Source organism: Calothrix sp. FACHB-168 (assembly GCF_963889195.1).
Lineage (GTDB): Bacteria > Cyanobacteriota > Cyanobacteriia > Cyanobacteriales > Nostocaceae > Aulosira > Aulosira anomala_A.
The window spans coordinates 310296-329653 of record NZ_CAWPNJ010000041.1 but is presented as its reverse complement, the minus strand read 5'-3'; the positions used below and the strand labels follow the sequence as shown (position 1 = coordinate 329653).

At 40.4% G+C, this 19358-nt stretch carries 22 protein-coding genes; 6 read left to right on the top strand and 16 right to left on the bottom strand.

All coding sequences use genetic code 11. The features are described 5' to 3' along the window. Together AACW45_RS24580 and aat are read right to left on the bottom strand one after the other, a co-directional pair. Positions 1 to 3140: DUF4347 domain-containing protein (locus tag AACW45_RS24580; RefSeq protein ID WP_190629245.1), on the bottom strand; the 3140-nt coding region annotated here is incomplete at its 3' end. A 472-nt stretch (positions 3141 to 3612) separates the two neighbouring features. Next, on the bottom strand, positions 3613 to 4188 hold the full coding sequence (gene aat, locus AACW45_RS24575; protein ID WP_190629243.1) for a leucyl/phenylalanyl-tRNA--protein transferase: 576 nt from the start codon (positions 4186 to 4188) through the stop codon (positions 3613 to 3615). Between the two features lie 105 nt (positions 4189 to 4293). Here aat and AACW45_RS24570 point away from each other — a divergent pair, with 105 nt between their 5' ends. Continuing rightward, the gene (locus tag AACW45_RS24570) at positions 4294 to 4623 is read left to right on the top strand and encodes a hypothetical protein (protein WP_190548100.1); all 330 of its coding nucleotides are present in this window, start codon (positions 4294 to 4296) and stop codon (positions 4621 to 4623) included. Positions 4624 to 4692: 69 nt separating this feature from the next. Here the strand turns inward: AACW45_RS24570 and rpsN are convergent, their stop codons facing one another. The 3 genes from rpsN to rseP all read right to left on the bottom strand — a co-directional run bounded on the left by rpsN (position 4693) and on the right by rseP (position 6855). Continuing rightward, positions 4693 to 4995 carry a 30S ribosomal protein S14 gene (rpsN, locus tag AACW45_RS24565; protein ID WP_167724537.1) on the bottom strand — a complete coding sequence of 101 codons (303 nt, stop codon included), beginning with the start codon at positions 4993 to 4995 and terminating at the stop codon, positions 4693 to 4695. Between the two features lie 97 nt (positions 4996 to 5092). Beyond that, positions 5093 to 5782 (bottom strand): endonuclease III, encoded by a 690-nt coding sequence (gene nth / locus AACW45_RS24560; RefSeq protein WP_190629242.1) that lies wholly within the window; start codon positions 5780 to 5782, stop codon positions 5093 to 5095. Beyond that, on the bottom strand, positions 5758 to 6855 hold the full coding sequence (gene rseP, locus AACW45_RS24555) for an RIP metalloprotease RseP (RefSeq protein ID WP_190629239.1): 1098 nt from the start codon (positions 6853 to 6855) through the stop codon (positions 5758 to 5760). Before rseP ends, nth begins: the two co-directional genes overlap by 25 nt. A gap of 72 nt (positions 6856 to 6927) precedes the next feature. On the opposite strand from rseP, the gene AACW45_RS24550 reads away from it, so the two are divergent. After that, the gene (locus AACW45_RS24550; RefSeq protein ID WP_277880209.1) at positions 6928 to 7050 is read left to right on the top strand and encodes a hypothetical protein; all 123 of its coding nucleotides are present in this window, start codon (positions 6928 to 6930) and stop codon (positions 7048 to 7050) included. 14 nt (positions 7051 to 7064) lie between these two features. Here AACW45_RS24550 and serS read toward each other — a convergent pair whose 3' ends face one another. Together serS and AACW45_RS24540 are read right to left on the bottom strand one after the other, a co-directional pair. After that, positions 7065 to 8345 (bottom strand): serine--tRNA ligase, encoded by a 1281-nt coding sequence (gene serS / locus AACW45_RS24545; RefSeq protein ID WP_190629238.1) that lies wholly within the window; start codon positions 8343 to 8345, stop codon positions 7065 to 7067. Positions 8346 to 8564: 219 nt separating this feature from the next. Further along, entirely contained in the window at positions 8565 to 9140 is a 576-nt protein-coding gene (locus AACW45_RS24540) for a DUF3611 family protein (RefSeq protein WP_096642101.1), read from the bottom strand. Between the two features lie 608 nt (positions 9141 to 9748). Between AACW45_RS24540 and AACW45_RS24535 the strand changes: the two genes are divergently transcribed. Both AACW45_RS24535 and AACW45_RS24530 read left to right on the top strand, forming a co-directional pair. Beyond that, the gene (locus AACW45_RS24535) at positions 9749 to 10096 is read left to right on the top strand and encodes a PadR family transcriptional regulator (RefSeq protein ID WP_190629236.1); all 348 of its coding nucleotides are present in this window, start codon (positions 9749 to 9751) and stop codon (positions 10094 to 10096) included. A 59-nt stretch (positions 10097 to 10155) separates the two neighbouring features. Next, positions 10156 to 10683, top strand: a complete 528-nt coding sequence (locus AACW45_RS24530; protein ID WP_190629234.1) for a cofactor assembly of complex C subunit B — start codon at positions 10156 to 10158, stop codon at positions 10681 to 10683. Between the two features lie 428 nt (positions 10684 to 11111). Here AACW45_RS24530 and AACW45_RS24525 read toward each other — a convergent pair whose 3' ends face one another. Then, complete coding sequence (locus AACW45_RS24525) at positions 11112 to 11429, bottom strand: DUF3155 domain-containing protein (protein ID WP_096642104.1); 318 nt, start codon at positions 11427 to 11429, stop codon at positions 11112 to 11114. A 281-nt stretch (positions 11430 to 11710) separates the two neighbouring features. On the opposite strand from AACW45_RS24525, the gene AACW45_RS24520 reads away from it, so the two are divergent. Continuing rightward, on the top strand, positions 11711 to 13042 hold the full coding sequence (locus tag AACW45_RS24520; RefSeq protein ID WP_190629232.1) for a sensor histidine kinase: 1332 nt from the start codon (positions 11711 to 11713) through the stop codon (positions 13040 to 13042). Positions 13043 to 13129: 87 nt separating this feature from the next. On the opposite strand, the gene AACW45_RS24515 is transcribed toward AACW45_RS24520, so the two are convergent. The 4 genes from AACW45_RS24515 to AACW45_RS24500 all read right to left on the bottom strand — a co-directional run bounded on the left by AACW45_RS24515 (position 13130) and on the right by AACW45_RS24500 (position 16671). Beyond that, a complete protein-coding gene (locus AACW45_RS24515) occupies positions 13130 to 14371 on the bottom strand; it encodes an S-layer homology domain-containing protein (RefSeq protein ID WP_190629230.1) in 1242 nt (413 codons plus the stop codon). 456 nt (positions 14372 to 14827) lie between these two features. Next, the gene (locus AACW45_RS24510) at positions 14828 to 15529 is read right to left on the bottom strand and encodes a conjugal transfer protein TrbI (protein ID WP_190629228.1); all 702 of its coding nucleotides are present in this window, start codon (positions 15527 to 15529) and stop codon (positions 14828 to 14830) included. A gap of 636 nt (positions 15530 to 16165) precedes the next feature. Further along, positions 16166 to 16411 (bottom strand): DUF2171 domain-containing protein, encoded by a 246-nt coding sequence (locus tag AACW45_RS24505; protein ID WP_190629226.1) that lies wholly within the window; start codon positions 16409 to 16411, stop codon positions 16166 to 16168. Between the two features lie 44 nt (positions 16412 to 16455). Beyond that, positions 16456 to 16671, bottom strand: coding sequence for a hypothetical protein (locus AACW45_RS24500; RefSeq protein ID WP_190629225.1), 216 nt, complete (start codon positions 16669 to 16671; stop codon positions 16456 to 16458). A 394-nt stretch (positions 16672 to 17065) separates the two neighbouring features. Between AACW45_RS24500 and AACW45_RS24495 the strand changes: the two genes are divergently transcribed. Then, positions 17066 to 17299, top strand: a complete 234-nt coding sequence (locus tag AACW45_RS24495) for a hypothetical protein (RefSeq protein ID WP_190629223.1) — start codon at positions 17066 to 17068, stop codon at positions 17297 to 17299. A 129-nt stretch (positions 17300 to 17428) separates the two neighbouring features. On the opposite strand, the gene AACW45_RS24490 is transcribed toward AACW45_RS24495, so the two are convergent. From AACW45_RS24490 to AACW45_RS24475, 4 genes are all read right to left on the bottom strand, one after another. After that, positions 17429 to 17833 (bottom strand): hypothetical protein, encoded by a 405-nt coding sequence (locus tag AACW45_RS24490; protein WP_190629220.1) that lies wholly within the window; start codon positions 17831 to 17833, stop codon positions 17429 to 17431. 12 nt (positions 17834 to 17845) lie between these two features. After that, on the bottom strand, positions 17846 to 18220 hold the full coding sequence (locus AACW45_RS24485; RefSeq protein ID WP_199330966.1) for a papain fold toxin domain-containing protein: 375 nt from the start codon (positions 18218 to 18220) through the stop codon (positions 17846 to 17848). Between the two features lie 282 nt (positions 18221 to 18502). Further along, positions 18503 to 19087 (bottom strand): hypothetical protein, encoded by a 585-nt coding sequence (locus AACW45_RS24480; RefSeq protein WP_190629218.1) that lies wholly within the window; start codon positions 19085 to 19087, stop codon positions 18503 to 18505. A gap of 2 nt (positions 19088 to 19089) precedes the next feature. Beyond that, positions 19090 to 19350: a HigA family addiction module antitoxin gene (locus AACW45_RS24475; RefSeq protein ID WP_190629216.1), complete on the bottom strand. Its 261-nt coding sequence runs from the start codon at positions 19348 to 19350 to the stop codon at positions 19090 to 19092. Positions 19351 to 19358: the final 8 nt, after the last annotated feature.

Here is a 19358-nt window from a genome sequence, read left to right as displayed (position 1 = left end):
GCGTCATCGGGAGTAAAGGTGTATGCGCCTGTGGTTTTGTTTAGGCTTAAGGTACCGTAATTCCCAACTTTGGTACTTGTTGTAGCGTTATCAGTACCGCCAACTATGCCATAGGTGAAACTATCATCGCTATCTCTGTCGCTGCTGATAAGTTGTCCACTGATAGCGTTGAAACTGTCATTATTCGCCGTGTCGATGTAGCTAGCGGCGCTAACAGTAGCAGTAAGTGTTGGTGTATCATTAACGCCTGTTAGATCGATGTTGAGTGATTTGGAATCTGTACCACCATCTCCATTGGTGACAGTGACTATAAAGGATTCAGAGGTATTTGTTTTGAGCGATTCAATAGCTGTGTCATTGGAAACAAATCGATAAGCGCCTGTACTGCTGTTGAGGTAAAGCTTACCGTAGGTGCCAGTTTTGGAAAGGGTAAAACCACTCAAGGTAGAGTCTGCGATCGCGCCAACCAATCCATAGGTTAAAGTTTGACCAGCATCTTCAGCAGTAATAGTGAGCGTACCAGTTACAGGCAGAAAATTATCATCATTAGCAGTATCAAAATAAGCGATAGGATTAGGCGGCGTCAAAACTGGATCGTCGTTAACTGGAGTAACGTCAATCGTGATGCTGTTGGGACTTTGATCTAGATTTACTCCATTATTAGCAGTGCCACCGTTATCTTCTACTTGGAAGGTGAACAATGCATAATTGTTGCCATTCGCGTTGAGAGCAGGGGTGAATCGAAAATTGCCCGCAATAATGTCGCTGACATTTATAAAAGTACCTGCTATGACGGCAGCATCATTGAGGGTGAGATTACCGGCTGCGGGAACTGTAGTGATGCGAACACGATTAAAGGCATGATTCTCAATATCACTGAAGCCAAAATCAGACACAGTAAAGATATAGGCTGTGTCCTCATTCGTTGTAATTGTTTTATTGCTGCCAGAAGGTGCATCGTTAACTGAGATGACGCTAACGGTTGAGATTCGGTCAATGCTAGTTGTACCGCTAATATCCGTAACAACAAAGCTAATGTTTCTAGGTGTGGTGTTTGGGTTTTGAGAGGTGTTTCTGTAGGTAATGCTTCGCAGCACTGTTTGATAAACTGAGGCGGCTACTGTACCAGTTAACGTTAGCGTTCCAGTTGTTGTGTTGTAGGAGGCTGTAATACCTGTGCCTGATGTATTAGCAGCTAAGGATTCGGCATTGCCGTCAAGTAAGTTGGTAATGGTGATGGTAGCCGAGAAAATATTTTGATTCTCAGGTTCGCTTAAAGTCAACCCACTAGTGACTGTGCTGACGATGCTAGTTGCAGCTGCATCTTCGGTAAAGGTGGCACTAAAGTCGTTGCCAGTGGTGTTACCATTTAAGTCCAGTACCGGAGGCTCGAAGATGCGGGCAAACACTCCTGTACTATCACCGGAACCGTTACCATACCAGGTGACTACTAAATTGCCATTAGCAAGCTGATCAACACTGTAAGTCCCATTTGCAAAAGTTTGATTCCACTGGTCGCCGGAGGTTGTCTGATTAATTAAAAACTCAGTGCCAATTGCTGTGCCACTGGCGTTATAGCGTCGCCCATAAACGCCCCAACCATTGCCGTCTTGTCCAGATGATGACCAGATGACGACAAAGCCTCCGTCCGAAACGGACAATGCTGTTACTGAAGAATACAGCTGATCGTTGGTGGTAGTGGTGTTAATGCGAAATTGCAAGCCTTCTGCTGTACCATTGGTGTTATAGCGTTGCCCAAAGATGCCCCAACCACTGCTGTCACCGACAGATGATGACCATGTAACAACAAAGCTACTATCCGCAAGCCCTGCTACCGATGAATATTGCTGATCGCCGTTGGTGGTGGTGTTAATGCGAAATTGGGAACCAGCAACGGCTCCACTGGCGTTATAGCGTTGCCCATAGATACCCCAACCATTACCGTCCTGACCATTTGATGACCAGGTAACAACAAAGCCACCATCCGACAGCGCCGTTACTGAAGAATACTGCTGGTCATTGGTGGTAGTGGTGTTAATGAGAAATTGAGAGCCAGCAGTTCCACTGGCATTATAGCGCCGACCATAAATGCCCCAACCATTACCGTCCTGACCATTTGATGACCAGGTAACCACAAAACCACCATCCGACAGTGCCGTTACTGAAGAATACAACTGGTCATTGGCGGTAGTGGTGTTAATAAGAAATGCGGAGCCAGCAGTTCCACTAGCATTATAGCGTCGACCATAGATGCCCCAACCATTACCGTCCTGACCATTCGATGACCATGTAACAACAAAGCCACCATCTGATAGTGCCGTTACTGAAGAATACTGCTGGTCATTGGCGGTAGTGGTGTTAATGAGAAATTGGGAGCCAATAGCTGCTCCACTGGCGTTATAGCGTTGCCCATAAATGCCCCAACCATTGCCGTCACCGACAGATGATGACCATGTGACAACAAAGCCACCATCTGATAATGCCGTTACCGAAGAATACCACTGATCGCCATTAGTTGTAGTATTGACGCGAAATTCGTTACCTAAGGTCGCACGATACTGAGATAGAACTGAAGGCAAAAATGCCAATCTGGGATTTATTGGTGCGGTTGCAATTTCCAGATGCCAATTTCCGCCAAGATTATTGTTACCAATCTTGGTTGCAGATGCAGCAATGTTGGCCCCAGTCATTTGGCTGAAATTATGAATAAAGGCTTGACCGCGATCGCCTTTCGCTACCTCACAACTATACAGCGCAATTTCTTCTATACCCCATTCTTGTAGCAGGTAAGCTTTCCTATGCAATTGCTCTAGATTCAGGGGATTTGCACCAATGTACATTACACCTGGTTCGCCGTGAGCAACGATCGCTAATTGCTTCGCTCCCGTTTTCGTTAATAGTTGGGTAATAGTTGTCAGCGCATCTTCATCTGCTCCTAAAATATGGGGTATTGCTCCTTCAACTAACCCATTTAAAAAAGTTGGCAGATCGCAAACCCGACTATCGAACACTACCAACACTTTACCCACTGCTACATTTAAGCTGCTGATGTAGTTGATTTTATCGCTTTGATTTCCTAGAGCGATCGCTGCATTTAATAAATGCGAATCTTGCAACAATATATTTTTCTGACAATTCATTAAAATAATTTCTCCTAAGAATTAATTTCACATTTAACAGGTTCATTCTTCAATAGTATTTTTTTGAATAATCACCGAAATGCTTTTTTAATAATCATGACAAACCCATAATAATACACAATATATTACTCACTGTGCTCTGCCAGCCAACATAATGAATGCAGTCAGAATATTAGAGCAAATCAACTGACTCCGACGAACTGATTGGTAATTTATCATTATTGCAGGTATAGTGTATGGAAATTTTACTAAAAATAAAATTTATGCATTCCTCTATTTTAGTAACCTGAAATATATAGTTTTCTATGAAATCAATGTATTTTAAAACACATTTACTTCATGATTTCTTTAATTTTGAATAGTTACTAACATGCAATAAATCAAAGCAGCAATTTGCTTGATTTTGCTGATTGCTAACTCACTTTTTCGTAGTCCTTTTATGCTTATTAGCCTAAATTGCAGTGAAAAGGACTTACTTGAAATTGCAAGGGCTTTGCAATGCTTTACGAAGTAAGGCTTGATATTCTTTATCGCCAACTCTATAAGCACCAAATCGCGCCAAATGGGGATTCATCATTTGTGCGTCAAACAGCACAAATTGCTTTTGACGCAATCTCTCCACCAACTTTACCATTGCTACTTTTGAGCCTTCAGGAATGCGGTAAAACATCGATTCGCCAATAAAAGCACCTGCGATCGCAATTCCTAAAATTCCCCCAGCAAGTTCGTTACCTTGCCAAGTTTCAAAACTAAAGGCGTAACCATGCTGGTAAAGTAGCTGATATATTTCCTTTAATTCTGCTGAAATCCAAGTAGTCTCGCGGTTAGCGCAACCAGCTACCACCGCCGGAAAATCACGGTTAATAGCGACTGTAAACCGTTCTTGGTTTAAAACACGTCGCAGAGATTTAGGATAGCGAAATCTGTCATCTAAAGGAATCAATGTGCGATCGCGGCTACCATACCACCCCAAGCCTCCATAGTCATCAGCCATGAGAAAATAGCCTTGAGCATAACCTTGAATAATCGCAGCGATATCATATTCCATAGTGCAGATTGCAATAAAAAACATATTCAGAACGCAATTCGATGGTAACAGCCATCCCCTGCGTTCCCATACATTTCTCTTTGTATCCCTCTGCGTTTAAAAAAAATGACAGAACCAATTCCACCAATCACTCTACCACCATCCGAAAATCCCCAGCTTGAAGGCGAATGGCTACAACAAAGCCTGCTACGATGGCTGGATACAGAATTTCTCCCAGAAACAGTTAATCGCAAAATTGCTCAACGCGCCACCCAGATTTTTGTCCGTCAACGCATGGAAGGAGAAAACGACCTTGGTTCCCTAGTAATTGCCATTGTTACAGAGATGCAGGCCTTTGATTTTTCTAAAAGCTTTTATGGAGAGTTTGCGATCGCTAACGCCGTCAGCGATCTACTCTTAGAAAGTTTGGGAATCGATCGGTGTTGCGGTCAATAAACAAAGTCCATAGTCAAAAGTCCATAGTCAAAAGTTCAAAACCATTGACTATTGACCAATGACTATTGACTACCAGCTAGACTTAACCACTCCGGGTAATAAACCTTCGTGCGCCCATTCCCGCAGGACGTTCCGAGATAGCCCAAAGTCACGATATACACCTCTAGGACGACCTGTTACCCAGCAACGGTTACGGCGACGGTTAGGTGCGCTGTTACGGGGTAATTGTTGAATTTTGCGGTGAATTTCTAACTTGTCTAGGGGAGATTCAGCATTTTGGAAGTCTAACTGTAACGCTTCCCGCTTCTCAGCATACTTTTCTACCAACTTAGCGCGTTTTTTCTCGCGCTCAATCATGCTCTTTTTGGCCATACACTCTCTAATTTATTTAAAGACAGCATTTTCCATTCTACAGTTAGGAAAGGTTTTTAACCTTAATTCCTAGCAATTCTAGGGCTGCTATTATAGCTTATCCTACTGACGTTGGCTTATTAGCATTTGGGCACAAATCTGCTAATTCACAAGCAACACATAAGGGAGAACGAGCTTTACACACAGCCCTTCCGTGATAAATCAAGCGAATTGACCAATTTTCCCAATCTGCTTGTGGCAATAACTTCATCAAATCTCGTTCAATCTGAACGGGATCTGTATGTTTTGTCAAACCTAAATGATTGCTTAGGCGTTTAACGTGAGTATCAACAGTCACACCAGCATTAATTCCATAAGCATGAGCTAAAACCACATTAGCAGTCTTCCGCGCTACCCCAGGAAGCGTTAATAGTTGCTCCATTGTATTGGGAACTACAGAGTTAAACTCAGCAACAATCTTTCGGCAAGCGCCTTGAATATTCTTCGCCTTATTTCGATAAAATCCTGTCGAACGTACCAATTCTTCCAACTCTGTCAAATCAGCATTAGCCAAGCTTTCAGCATCAGGAAAGCGAGCAAATAAAGCTGGTGTAACTTTATTTACTCGTTCATCAGTACACTGTGCAGACAATATCGTTGCTACCAATAGCTGCACAGGTGTTTCATAATTCAAAGAGCAAGTTGCATCTGGATAAAGACGCTGCAAGCGAGTTAAAATTTCTAGCGCTCGTTGCTTCTTAGATGAGGGTTTGCGAGTAGCAATCACTGGAACAATTTTTGTACCCACTCCAACTGTATGGTTAATTGAGTAGTTTCTTTAACAATCAGGAAAATACCTAGACCTAACAGTAGCACCAAACCTGTTTGCATAACACCTTCTTGAATGCGCATAGGTAAGGGCTTACCGCTTAAACCTTCGATCAACAGAAAAGCCAGTTGTCCGCCATCTAAAGCAGGTAGGGGCAAAATGTTGATGATTGCTAAGTTAATGCTGATTAATGCCGCAAAGAAGAACAAACTGCCGGTATCATTTTGGGCAATGTTAGCACCAATTTCCACAATTTTCACCGGGCCAGCTACTTGGCTTGCAGTTTCACCAAAGTTAGTAATTAGCTGTCCAAAACCTTTAAAAGTCATCAGCACAATGCGCTGAAATTCAGTCGCACCAACTGATAAAGCTTCAATCGGGTTAGAAATACGACGACGCTCAACTTTACCATTGGGAGAAAGCTCAATACCAATTGTACCGCCTTTGGATTTTGCTTCTGGCACCACAGTGAGCGATAGCTTTTGATCGCCACGAGCAATTTCTAGTTCAACTGGCTTACCTGCACTAGTTTTAATTAAATCTCTAAAAGCGTCGATTTCTTGCAAAGAAGTGCCAAATTTTCTTTGATTAGCCGATAATATGACATCTCCTGGTTTAATTCCCGCATTTGCTGCTACAGGGCTGGCGTTTGGTGCTAAATGTTGAATAAAAACGCCGGGTTGATTAGCATGTCCTACACCAACAAAACTAACTTGTCCCACCAACAGCAAATAGGCAAATATTAAATTGGCGATCACACCTGCACTGATGACGATCGCTCTATCTAATATAGGACGGTTACGCAGCAGATTCGGGTCATTGGGGGGAATATCGCTATCTGGATCATCATCAGGAAAGCCGACAAAGCCGCCCAAAGGAAAAGCGCGGATAGCATATTCGGTTTCTGTACCTTGGTATTTCCAAAGAACCGGGCCAAAACCTAAAGAAAACCGGTTAACATGAATGCCCTGAGAACGTGCTGCAATGAAATGTCCTAGTTCGTGTACCAAGATCAAAACAGCCAAAACTGCGATCGCTGCTAAAACTGACATAGATCAAACAAGATATTAAGCTATATACATATTCCCATTCTAAAATGTGTCAATCGTTAGCATTGGTCTTGATTGCTGAAATTGATCATTTTCCGTCTTAAGGTCAATAGTCAACAGTCAACAGTCAACAGTCAACAGTCAACAGTCAACCGTCAACCGTCAACCGTCAACAGTCCAGAAATTCTTGACAAATGACCAATGACCAATGATTACAATACTTCCCTCCCTAAATAAGGTTGCAGGACTTCTGGTATTAATACAGTCCCATCTGGCTGTTGATAATTCTCCAAAATTGCTGCCATAGTTCTACCTACAGCCAAACCAGAACCATTGAGGGTATGAACAAACTGTGTACCTTTTTTACCTGCTTCCTTAAAGCGAATATCCGCCCGTCGTGCTTGGAAATCAATAAAATTAGAACAGCTAGAAATTTCTCGGTATTTCCCTGCTGAAGGTAACCAAACCTCTAAATCGTAGGTTTTGGTAGCAGAAAATCCTAAATCCCCCGTACATAAATTGATGACTCGGTAAGGTAATCGCAAAGCTTGTAAAATCGCTTCTGCATTTCCTACCAGTTTTTCTAGTTCATCAAAAGAACTACTCGGATGCACAAATTTTACCAATTCCACTTTATTGAATTGATGCAGGCGAATTAATCCCCGCATATCGCGCCCATAACTCCCAGCCTCGCGCCGAAAACAGGGAGTATAAGCACAATGGTAAATAGGTAAATCTTCCGCATCCAGAATTTCTCCGCGATACAGATTCGTTACGGGAACTTCTGCTGTGGGAATTAACCACAAATCATCATCAGCACATTTAAAGCTATCTTCAGCAAACTTGGGTAATTGACCGGTTGCTGTTAAAGACTCGCTATTTACCAAAATCGGCGGACTGACTTCTAAATAACCCGCTTCAATTTGACGCGCCAGCATAAATTGAATTAACGCCCTTTCCAGCGCTGCGCCAGCACCGATGAGGTTGACAAAGCGACTTTGGGCAATTTTCACAGCCCGCGCCACATTCAAAATACCTAGCTTTTCGCCAATTTCCCAATGGGGGAGAATATTTGGGTTTTGAGGAATATATTCATCACCCCAACGCCGAACTTCTATATTCTCTTCTTCACTTTTACCAACGGGTGTAGACTCGCTGGGTAAATTAGGAAGTGCAAGCACCAATTGCTCAATTTCCGCTTTAATCGCTTTTTCTTGCGGTTCTAGTTCGCTCAATTGAGCCTTGACCGAATTACCCTCATCCCGCAAAGATTGAATTTCTGGCGACTGTGCATCAATTCCAGATTTAATCTTTTGCCCAACAATCTTACCAATTTCATTACTCCGGGCTTGGAGTTGACTGCGAGTGCCTTCCAATTCCCGTTGTTTTTGATTTAACTCTAATATTGGTTGAATATCGTATTTACCACTACGGTTATTCAAGCGTTCTTGAACTAATTGGGGATTTTCTCGTATTTGCTTAATATCCAGCACAGATTTTTCTTTTATCTTTTGCCTAGTATTTCCTGCCAACACATCAGCATATCCTGATTTTGGTATAACAGCACAGGATTTACAATACAAAATTTAATGAAATCTCGTATATTGTCAAACCTAGCATGAAAATGGGCATGGGGCATTGGGCATGGGGCATTGGGCATGGGAAGGAGGACAATTGTACAGACAAGGGTTCATCGCGTCTCTGACTATTGACTAAGGCTTACTAACCCGATTGAGTAGCCACAACGATGCAATCAAGCCTGCAAAGTGAGCCATTACAGTATTGGTATTTGCTTGGACGACAAACATATCCAAACCGCTAATGAATGGTTGGTTACCTTGAGGCGAAAAGATAAATTGAGTTTGGGTAATTGCTCTGGCGGCTAAAGTTCCAACGATCGCCTGTGCCCCTAAAAGAGTCAACAGAATCCCAACTAAATTTACCATTACACCTAAACGCAATACTTGTATAGTTTCGCTTTTACGTGGTCGGTTGTTGGGATTACCAGATAAGAGTTGAGTACCTAGTCTGCTGTAACGAAAAGCTAAATAAATTCCTACACCCAAGGTAACTAGCCCGCAAATTGCCAAAAAAATGCCAAATCCTGCGCCTGCATTATTACCTGTACTTCCAGGTCTTTGACTAGAGATGGCAAATAACAGCAAAATCACACCAGAAACTACACCTAATACCAGCTGTATCCAAAAACTGATCCAACCTATTAGGCGAAACTTCTGACCAATTGCTCGAATATTAGAAGACGATGTAATGTCAGGATTTTGCGACATAAGCTGTTACCAATTTACTAGGCACTTTTAACATATATGGGCATGGGGCATTGGGCATTGGGCATTGGGCATTGGGCATTGGTAGTGGCAAGAGTAATTATTATCCCAGATTTAGCTCCTCACACCTAGTTCCTAGTTCCTAGCCCCTAGCCCCTAGTCCCTAGTCCCTACTTCCTAGCCGCCCCTAGCCCCTAGCCCCTAGCCCCCATATTCTACGGTCTGCACTGGGATAATCATTGTAAAAAAAGTGTTTATTAACTTTTACAGACAAAATTGCATTTTACCTGTAAAATTTCATCGATGGCATCTTATGCTTAAGCAGTTCTAACCAGCTCGGCATCACTTGACACCAAGGTGTTGGCTTTGCCAATATCTTAAATCGCTCCTCACCACATCGTCTTGAGCTTGGGCAGGGATGCATTTTCTGTTTCCCTGAAACTCACACAATAGTCCTACAACTTCAACTGATGTAGGACAGCCTTGTCTTGTCTACGTTTGTAAATTATGCCTAAGTAGCGCTATATCCTTACTTAGAAAAAGTATCGCTATATACTGGCTACCAGCATTTTAGTTCTCACCCTAAGGCATTTTTTAGCCATTCCCTAACCATGAAACTTGAGGATATATATCAATTCTTTGAGAATCCTCCGCCAACTTACCTCTGTCAGGAACTAGCAGTTTGTTACATTCTGTATGTTTTACTGCAAGGTGAATCTTACGGAACCGAGTTGATCCAGCGACTGGAGAATGAATATCCAACCTATCGGCTTTCGGATACCGTACTGTATAGTGCGATTAAATTTCTCGAAGACCAAAGGGCAATAGATGGATACTGGAAGAAACTCGAAGGGCGGGGACGCCCGAGGCGGATGTACCAAGTTTCTCCAGAATGGCAGGCTCAATCGCAAGATTTAGCTCGGCTTTGGATCGAGTACATCAATCAACGAACAAAGTAACGAATAATTAATAATGAAATGAATAAGTCGCCTCCAATCAAATAGTACCTGTTTTAGTTATGGATACTGCTATTCTGCCATCCACGTTTCTACTTACCTTGTTGTTGTCGGTTGGGCTGTTTTTCTTTATTCGCGCTTCTACTAAAGAGCGTACTCAGACAGCACAACTGATCTCTGAGCAAGATGAAGCCACTTTGATGCCTCAACTTAAGGAGTATTTTCGCTCCCGTTCTTATCGAGTGGCAGCAGTAGATCGTGAACAAAACCAAGTGACTTTTGAAGGGTTTGTTAAACCAAGCTGGTTTCTAGCTGTGTTTTTGACACTGCTAGCATTTGCTGGTTTGGTTTGTTTGTCTCTGGTTTTGTCAATACTTTTTCCGAGTGTTCATAGCCTATTTTTTGGGCTACTACTGCTCTCACCTATGAGTGGTATTTTTTATTGGAAGAAAGCCGGAAGACTTGAGAAAGTGTCGCTCAAACTGGAATCAAACCCGAATCAGCAACAATCCTCAAGTAAAATAACTGTAATTGCTCATCGAGACGAACTCACAGAGTTGCAGAAGGCACTACAGTTAAAAGCTATTTGATGAATTTTCAATTTCTGCACATCTTTTGGGTATGATATGCTGACTTCTGTCTGAATTTTCCGGAAACACACACTAGGAATCTGAAATTAGAATCTATAAGATGTCAGTTTCCCTACGATACGAGATCGTAGGGAAATAACTATAGCAGTTGACAGAGTGTCCTAAGCCATCTACCAAATAAACGTGCAATTTAGCTCCCGCTAGGAAACACTTTTCGCTCTATGCTGACTTCTGTATCGATTACAAAGCTATCAATCAACCCATGCAAACTAGCTTGGTTTGAAACAAGTCGATTTTCCCATTACCTGGAATAGCCCAACTGGCAACTCAGCTACAAAGTCAAATCAAACTTTTGCATAACGCCAGCAATTTTGCCAGTTAAATGATTGTCAGAAGTAACATTAAGGCGTAAGATAACCATTTGTAGTTCAACGACTAGCTAAAGCTAGGGTTTCCTGACCGGCGGGAGGTTCTAATACCCTCAGGCTGGGAAACAAGAAATGGTTCTCTTCTACGTATTGAGCACCAAACAGTCCCTTTTCTGCCCAGAAATACCGGTCTGTGGTGTGTTCGTTCCGTTTCACAAGTAGCAACGCAGGTGGCGCGATACCTTCAGCTTGAATAAATTTTCTGGCTGCTGTCACAGGTTTTTCTTCGCCACTTTCGATGCTATATTGAGGCACATGCTCTAGAATTCGACGCCCTTCTTGGCGACGACGACTTTTCCGTTTCCGTCTCCTTGCCAACCTATTTTCCTCCTCTTTCAAGCTATAGATTGTAGTGATAGCTACAAAATCCGTCGTAATTATATAAGTTCTAGTTCAAAAAATCAACAGTTTTTAAAGTATTGATACAACTGAAATAATCTCTTGAAAACAAGATAAATCAAAATTAGGGAATATATAATTCCCTGAGACAAAGCATTACTAAGAAGATTTAGTTAAGCTTTATTAAATGGGTGAGGAACAAAATAACCCTCTTCTTTAATTTACCCCCAATTTCTATAAACTAGAGCAAAATCTGAAAAATGTTAATGTCTGCCAGTTCTGATTTTGTTGCTCTATGCCAAGAGCAAATAGCGCTATTGACCCAAGGGCTAGGAGCATCGTTGAGTATTGTCTACTTAACGCAAGAATTGGTGGATGCTCCCACAGGGGAGGCCAAACTAATTCCGGTGGTGGTATATCCAGAGACAGCTATATTACGGAAATTTGAAGGAACTGCTGATGCCAAAATGCCGGAAGAACTGACAGTACAAAATGTTTTGGCATTACCAGCGAATCAGGGAAAATTATTAACAGGTAGGGTAGAATCGACAAATTCATCACAGGAACCTGAGACTTCAGAGGAATATTTACTGAGTGAAAACCAAATTGTTTTACCCTTAATTCATGAGGGTGTAATGATGGGGTTATTAGTAACAGGTAGGGAAGATAGAGCTTGGAATGAGCAGGAACAAAGCGAAATTCAAAGAATAGCTCAAACTTTAGCGATCGCTTGTATTTTAGATCAGCGTCGTGCCTGGTTACAGCAGCAATTGCATCAACAACAAATCCTGCAAGAACAGCAGCGAGATTTGCTTGATAACCTCCTACACCAGTTTCGCAATCCTTTAACAGCCATTAGGACGTTTGGAAAGCTGCTCATGAAGCGCTTGCGGGCGGGGGATGCGAATCGCGATGTGGCTGGTAATATCATCAGAGAAAGCGATCGCTTGCAAGAATTACTGCTACAGTTTGACCAAGTAATTGACTTAGCACCTCCAGATGTAGCACAGCGATCGCTTCCGGAAAATGAAGTCGTTGTAGAAGCTACCATTCATCAAGAAGCAAAACTTCCCCTGTTATTACCAGGAACAGGAGAACAAGCAACTGACTGTGCTTTAGTGGAAATATTAACGCCGTTATTAGTATCGGCTAAAGCAATTGCTCAAGAACGAAAGCTGCAACTCATAACTAAAATTCCGCGAAACCTACCTTTAGTCCACGTGAATGTCAAGGCTTTACGAGAAGTATTGAGCAATATTTTAGATAATGCTTTGAAATACACTCCCTCCGGTGGGAAAATTTTGCTTCAGGTAGGGCAAGAGCAAGATAATTTACAGGGAATTGCTATTAGCGATACAGGCCCTGGTATTCCCCCAGAAGATTTAGCACATATTGGCGAACGTCATTACCGAGGCGTACAGGCGCAAACAGAAATTCCTGGTACTGGTTTGGGATTAGCGATCGCAAAACAATTAATAGAGCAAATGCAGGGTAAGATTGAAGTCTTTAGCCCTGCAATTAATTCCACAATCGCATCACCCAAGGCACCGGGAACAACTTTTATAATTTGGTTGCCAGAAGTTGAGAATTAGTCAAGAGTCAAGAGTCAATGGTCAATAGTCAAAAGTTTAATGAAAATTCAACAACTGACAATTGTACAGACGCAATTAATCGCGTCTCTATCTCAACGAAACCAACAAGTTTTGATTAATGGTCATTTGTAGGTCGGTGTCGGGGTCAATGGCGATGAGGTCAACGCTGTTTTTACCGAAGAATAAGCCAATTAAAGCACCGATACCTGCGCCACCGAGTACTTCTTCTGTAGCGATCGCGCGATCGCCTGTGACGGCGGATACAGCAGCTGCGGCTCCTGCGCCCAAGACGGTATCTTTAATGATGGTGCCGACGTTTGTGCCCTTGTTAACTGTTTCTGTTTTGTTAATGACCTCAGAGGTGGCGTTAACTTGATATTCTTGACCTGTGGTTAACACTAGTTTTTGGGCTACAAATTGCGAACCACCTTCTGCTGGTTTGAGTTGACCAACTACTTGACTACCAGCAGGAATCACTATCGCACCGTCTTGAGTGACGACGTTTTGCGCGACTGTTAGGGTTAAAGGTGCGGTTTCGGTTTTGGTTACAAGAATTTTTTCTGCTTTATCGTACTTCACAGGGATAGCAGTACCTTGAGGAATTGTTACTGCTACGGGTGTGGGTGTGGTATTTTGCAGCGCTACAACATAGGGTGAGTTAATCGCTGAGGCTTGATTAGAACTAACCAAAGCTTGATAGATAAAAGCTGCTACTTGTGCCCTGGTAGCGGTGCTTGTAGGATTGAGGAACTTAACATTGGGATAGTTGACTACAATTTGTTTTTCAGTTGCAGCTGCGATCGGACTACGGGCATAGTCAGCAATGTTAGAAGCATCGTTGAAATATTGCAGAGTACTTTCAACATTACTATTAGGACTATATTCTAAACCGTTAGCCAGGGATACTAAAACCTGTTGACGGGGAATTGCTTGGTTAGGTTCAAAGCGATTTCCGGGATATCCTGATAAGAAACCGATGGTGTAAGCTTGCTGAATTGCACTAGACGCCCAATAGTTACTAGGTACATCTGTAAAATTAATTGCTTGCCGTTGTGGTGATTTTTGAAAAGCTTTGTTTACCATAGCAGCAAATTGAGCGCGGGTTACTGGTTCTTCTGGACGGAATCTACCATCAGGAAAGCCAGCAATTACACCTCTTTGTGATAATTGTTGAATAAATTCTGCTGCCCAATAATTAGAAGAAACATCAGTAAAAGTAGTTTGAGCAAATGAGGGTGCTGCTGTAAATAAAGGTGCTACAGTACCTGTTGTGATGCTCAATGCCATGAGTGCAGCAGTGCCAGATTGCCAACGATTTAAAGAAAACATAGAGTTTAGTCCAATATAATTTATTTGTTTTTGTTGTTAACTAATTAGACAATTTAATGAGGTGAATGTTCCTAATTATTTGGTCTTTTTAGAAACCGTGACTTAAGTCATGACTGGCGAGCTAGGCATATATATAAAGTCATAAATGAAGTCAAAAAAGCACAATATATAATCTGGAATAATCCTATGGTTAAACCAGATTATGTATTGATATTGAGTTTATTTATTCAAAATACGCTACGGCGATCCGGATGAAATTTAGGATAAGCTTGGATTTGTTAAAATATGGAATATTCTGTAAAACTACTGGGGTAAATAAGTTAATTAAATACAAGTTAAAGAAATAACAATTTGACAGAGATAAGAGTCAAAAAAATAAGCGATCGCATACATATAAAAAGTAGCGATCGCGCATTAGGGATGATTAAATTCACGACTTAAATCTAATTAAGCCTATTAGCGGGATAGTGCCAAACTAGAAGTCAAAGTGATATCTAAATCTTGCTGAGGGCGTAAGACGTAAACATCAGCTTGTCTTTTGCGCAATAGGATACTTGCTACAGCACCAGCAGCTGCACCACCTATAGGTTCTAAAGCTTCTATTTTGCGGTTACCTGTAAGGAGTGAAATTACAGTCGCGGCACCTGCACCTATAGCAGCATCTGTTAAGATATTACCTGTATCTGCACCTTGGGAAATTCTTTCGGTTTGGGAATATGTGCGCGAAGTAGCATTAATTTGCTGACGGCGACCAGAAGGAAATACTAATTCTTGGGCGACAAATCGGACACCTTTGTTTTTGTTATTATTACTGTTGCTGTTACTGTTACCTGAATAAACTCCACCCAGGGTTACAGGTTCTAATCTACCAACAACATCAGTTCCTTGAGGAATCAATACATTTCTGTTCCTATCAATAATATCGCTTTCTATCTTCAGTGTTAAAGCTAAAGTTTCCCCTGGATTAACAATTACTTTTTCTTTTTCATAAGTAACAGGCAATGTTACATTAGAAGGAATAGTAACTACTCGGGGTTGGTTAATATTGAATTGGGCACTAGCAGGAGCAGAGGTAAATAAAGGAGTAATTGCACCTGTAGTAATTGCCATTGCCATTAAGGCAGCTGTTCCTGATTTCCAACGATAAATATTTGTCATGGTAGGGTTTCCGTTTCAGTTTCTTGAGATAATTTAAGGACGCAGATTTACTGAAATAGTTTCTGAATATTTTGAAACCTGCCTATAGTCATATTCCGTAGATAAAGTATTTTTAAGACGCGCATTATTTGCGATCGCTCTTGAGCTTTTCTATGCTGCTAATACGCGCCTATTAATAAGTTCAGTTTAATTAGTTCAGTATATATATGAGATATGACAGCAATCTTGGTCAGATTGTTCCCGAAGTTTTTATATCTGTGTCAACCGTTGTCAATTAAAAAAGTTAGCATATCATATTATTCAGCATGTTTTAACTCATAAGGGCGAGAAAACCCCGCCCCTACAATTTGCGATAATTGATTTTCTGGTATTTCCTCAGCAATTAGTCAATACACTTGGTTTTAGCGCCAAAAATCAGAAAACTTAGATTTCAAAATTCCATGAATACAGATATTTGGGCAAAAATCAAGGACAGATAGCTAAAAACTAAACACCTGTAGGCTGTTCATTCAGCAATTGCGCCATTGCTTCATCTACAGTTTTAGGGACTTCCAAGTAAAAAAATATTCCATTGCTATTGTTCACTGTTGACGGTTGACTGTTAACCGTGAACCGTCAACTGTCAACTGTCAACGTTTAACGGAATAATTTATTTTTTGGAGTTCCCTTATTGAGATATACAGCACGTTCAACTACTGCTCTTACCCAGTTGATAGGAAACCAGTGATGTTTTCTATCATGAGCATTATTTTTTGTCAATTTGATGTAGTTACCATTTTTTACAGCATCGACATTACCAATATGTGTATCAGATGCTCCTGCTAAACCACCAGCGCCTTCTGCATAGACTGGTAGATGTTCTTTAATCTTTGATATCTCCATTTTTAGCCTCTGATTAAATACTTAAAAATTCTCTTCGTCAAAGCTTATTTATTTGTCTGATTTCCTTCCTTAGCTGGACGTTGAGTAGCGGGAGGATAATTAACAGCTTCATCAACTCTGAGAGTTTCAGTATTAGTTAACTCTTCTGGTAGTAAGTCTTCGGGATTTACTGCTTCATCTACAGCGTCATCAATTACCCCATTAGCATTAACATTGGGTTTGTTAGAACTACCTTTATGATTAGCATGACCGCTAGGCATGATTTCCCCCTAACTTCTATAACCAAACATCTTTAGCTTAGATTTTTAGTTTTGGGAAATACACTATCAGAAGGCTTAGAGGCTGACAGGGTAAATCCTATCTGGAGTTATAAGCTGATACGGTTCAGTTAAGGATCATTGTAGGTTGGGTTGAACGAAGTGAAACCCAACAAACCTATGGAAATGTTGGGTTTCGTTCCTCAACCCAACCTACGCAGATCAAATCTGATGAGTTCGTTTATTTGACAAAGCTGAAAAAATTGCTCATCTGTAAGCTAAATCACTGGGTTTAGATTGAGAGTTAGAGCATCCATACTCTGATAAAATTATAAATTTTCTCAAATTCAGTTAGAGTAGCTAATATATACAAGAAAATTGAACCATAGTAAGAATTATGCTGCAATCAATAGAAGGAATTTATAAACAAGGTCAGATAGAACTGACTGAATTACCTGAAGATATTTCAGAAAGCCGTGTTATTGTGACTTTCTTAGAGCCGAAAAAGAAGCAAATAAACAAGCAAATAATGCAATTTGGCATGTTTTCAGGAAGTCAACAGTCAACAGAAGCAGATTTTGAAATTTCTAAATTTCATGGTGATAGTAAAGATGGCTTAGACTGGTCATAAGGTTAGTCCCGCTACAATCTCAAGTTGTGGGATCTTTGAAAAAATATTTGATGATGCCATACTCATAACGCGATCGCTTTGTATCATTCCTCAAAAAAAGCGATCGCCTGTTGTGGAAGTGCGATCGCACTACTGAGGTATTAATGAATGCTTACTTTCTATAACTTGTTCTTGATTAATTGCTTCTCTCGTAGCATTTTCACCATTACGGAATTGCTCAAATAATTCAAAAAAATTATTTAATGCTTCTCTTTCATCCTCAGAATAGAAAAGAATAATACTATCCCATCCATGCGCAGAAGTAATCTTAAATCTTGTTTGTATCCAATCTGGAAATTGATTAAATTCAATCTCTTGTTGAGTTGGCGGTAAGCCTAAATCTTCTCTAGAACTCATGTATCCATCTAAAAAAGCTCTCAACCGAGTAATTGAGTATTTACCTAAAAATATTCCCGGTTTTTGTTTAATTTTATCTAACATTTCATAGAGATATTCATTAAGAGTGATAGTAGTTGTCTGGTTATTGTCTAGCATAATCTTGAATAATTAAAAATTTTCTTCTGTAATTTGAAACTGCTGACCAGAATATAATTTATTATAAAATTGTAAATTACCTAGCCATTGCTCTCTCGTGAGTCCATCAAGATGGTGATTATCAAAAATAATCTCTACTTCATTTATTATAATGGCAACACCTTGATGACGACCGTTAAGAGAAATTGCATCTCCTGATAAACTATCATCATAAATATAACTATTACGTCCTATTGCTGAACCTGTATAAAGCTTTATCCGCTTTCCAGCAATTCCTTGTGATATTAAGTAATCTTGGATAGATTGAGCGCATTCAACACATTCAAGATTTTTATATTTTCTAATTATTTCTTTAATTTGGTGGATTTGCTCAATACTTATAGTCAAAATTTTTGCTATAAACTTAACTGTAAATGATTATTTTATCACTGAGGCGATCGCTTTGTAGAAAACCTCGAAAATTAAGCGTAGAGGCAAAGCGGCTTGTCGTGAGACATCGCCTGTTGTGGAATAGTGAGTGATTACACTTTATATTGTTATCAATTAGGCAGACATTCAACGCTGACTCTTTTACCCGTCCACTCCAACCGAATTGTCAGACCTCCATATCTCAATTTTTTCTACAATTCTGCAATTTTTTGCCTCAATTTAACTAGCAAAGTTATATCATCACGAGTTGAATGCTTGAATTTTGGCAGCAAAGTCAGGATCGTTATCAGTTAAATTTAAAACTCGATAGTCACCTAATTTTTCATCAAAGATAAATGATGCTGAAGAAGGAGAATCATTGCCAACCTGCTCAAATAAATCAATAATATGACGCATTTCAATGAAATATAGTGTTTCGTGGCGCTTTTTATCTGAACTAATGAAAAGCCCATTTAGGCAATTATTTTCATCAAAAGAAGTTACAAAAATATAACTGTGGATAAATTGATTACAGAAGAAAACCAATTTATTAGTAGTCGGTTGTGCAGCATCAAGGTCATATAACTTATCGATATCTCCCCAATTCATCTTTGTGACTGGCTGACCTTTCCATGTATAAGCATTCACATCAATACATTTATTTACAACTGAATCTGACAACTTTTTGGCTTCAATAAGTTTCCGAATTGAATAAAATCCAAGCATTACATTCTGTTCAAGACGTGCAAAAGAGTTCTCAGTCCATCGTTTCTGAGTCATCTTAGAACGGAGAAATTTTGCTTGCTTAAGCAAATCGTCTTTCCAAAAACCCGATTCATAAATCATATTTAAACTAAAAACTGCTGATATTCTTCTTTATGGCTTTGCAAAGCATCCCAAAGGTCAAATTTTTGCTGAAGATTAAGCCAAAGTCTTAGGCCATTTCCTAAAGCTTGACCAAGACGTATTGCTATATCTACTGTAAATGATCTTTGACCATTAATAATTTCCTGAATTGTTTGATTAAATCTGCTTAAAATTTCTGCCAACTTTGCCGTATTAATATCTAAATTATCTAAAATATCTCCATAAAAAATTAAGGCAGGCATAACGCCTG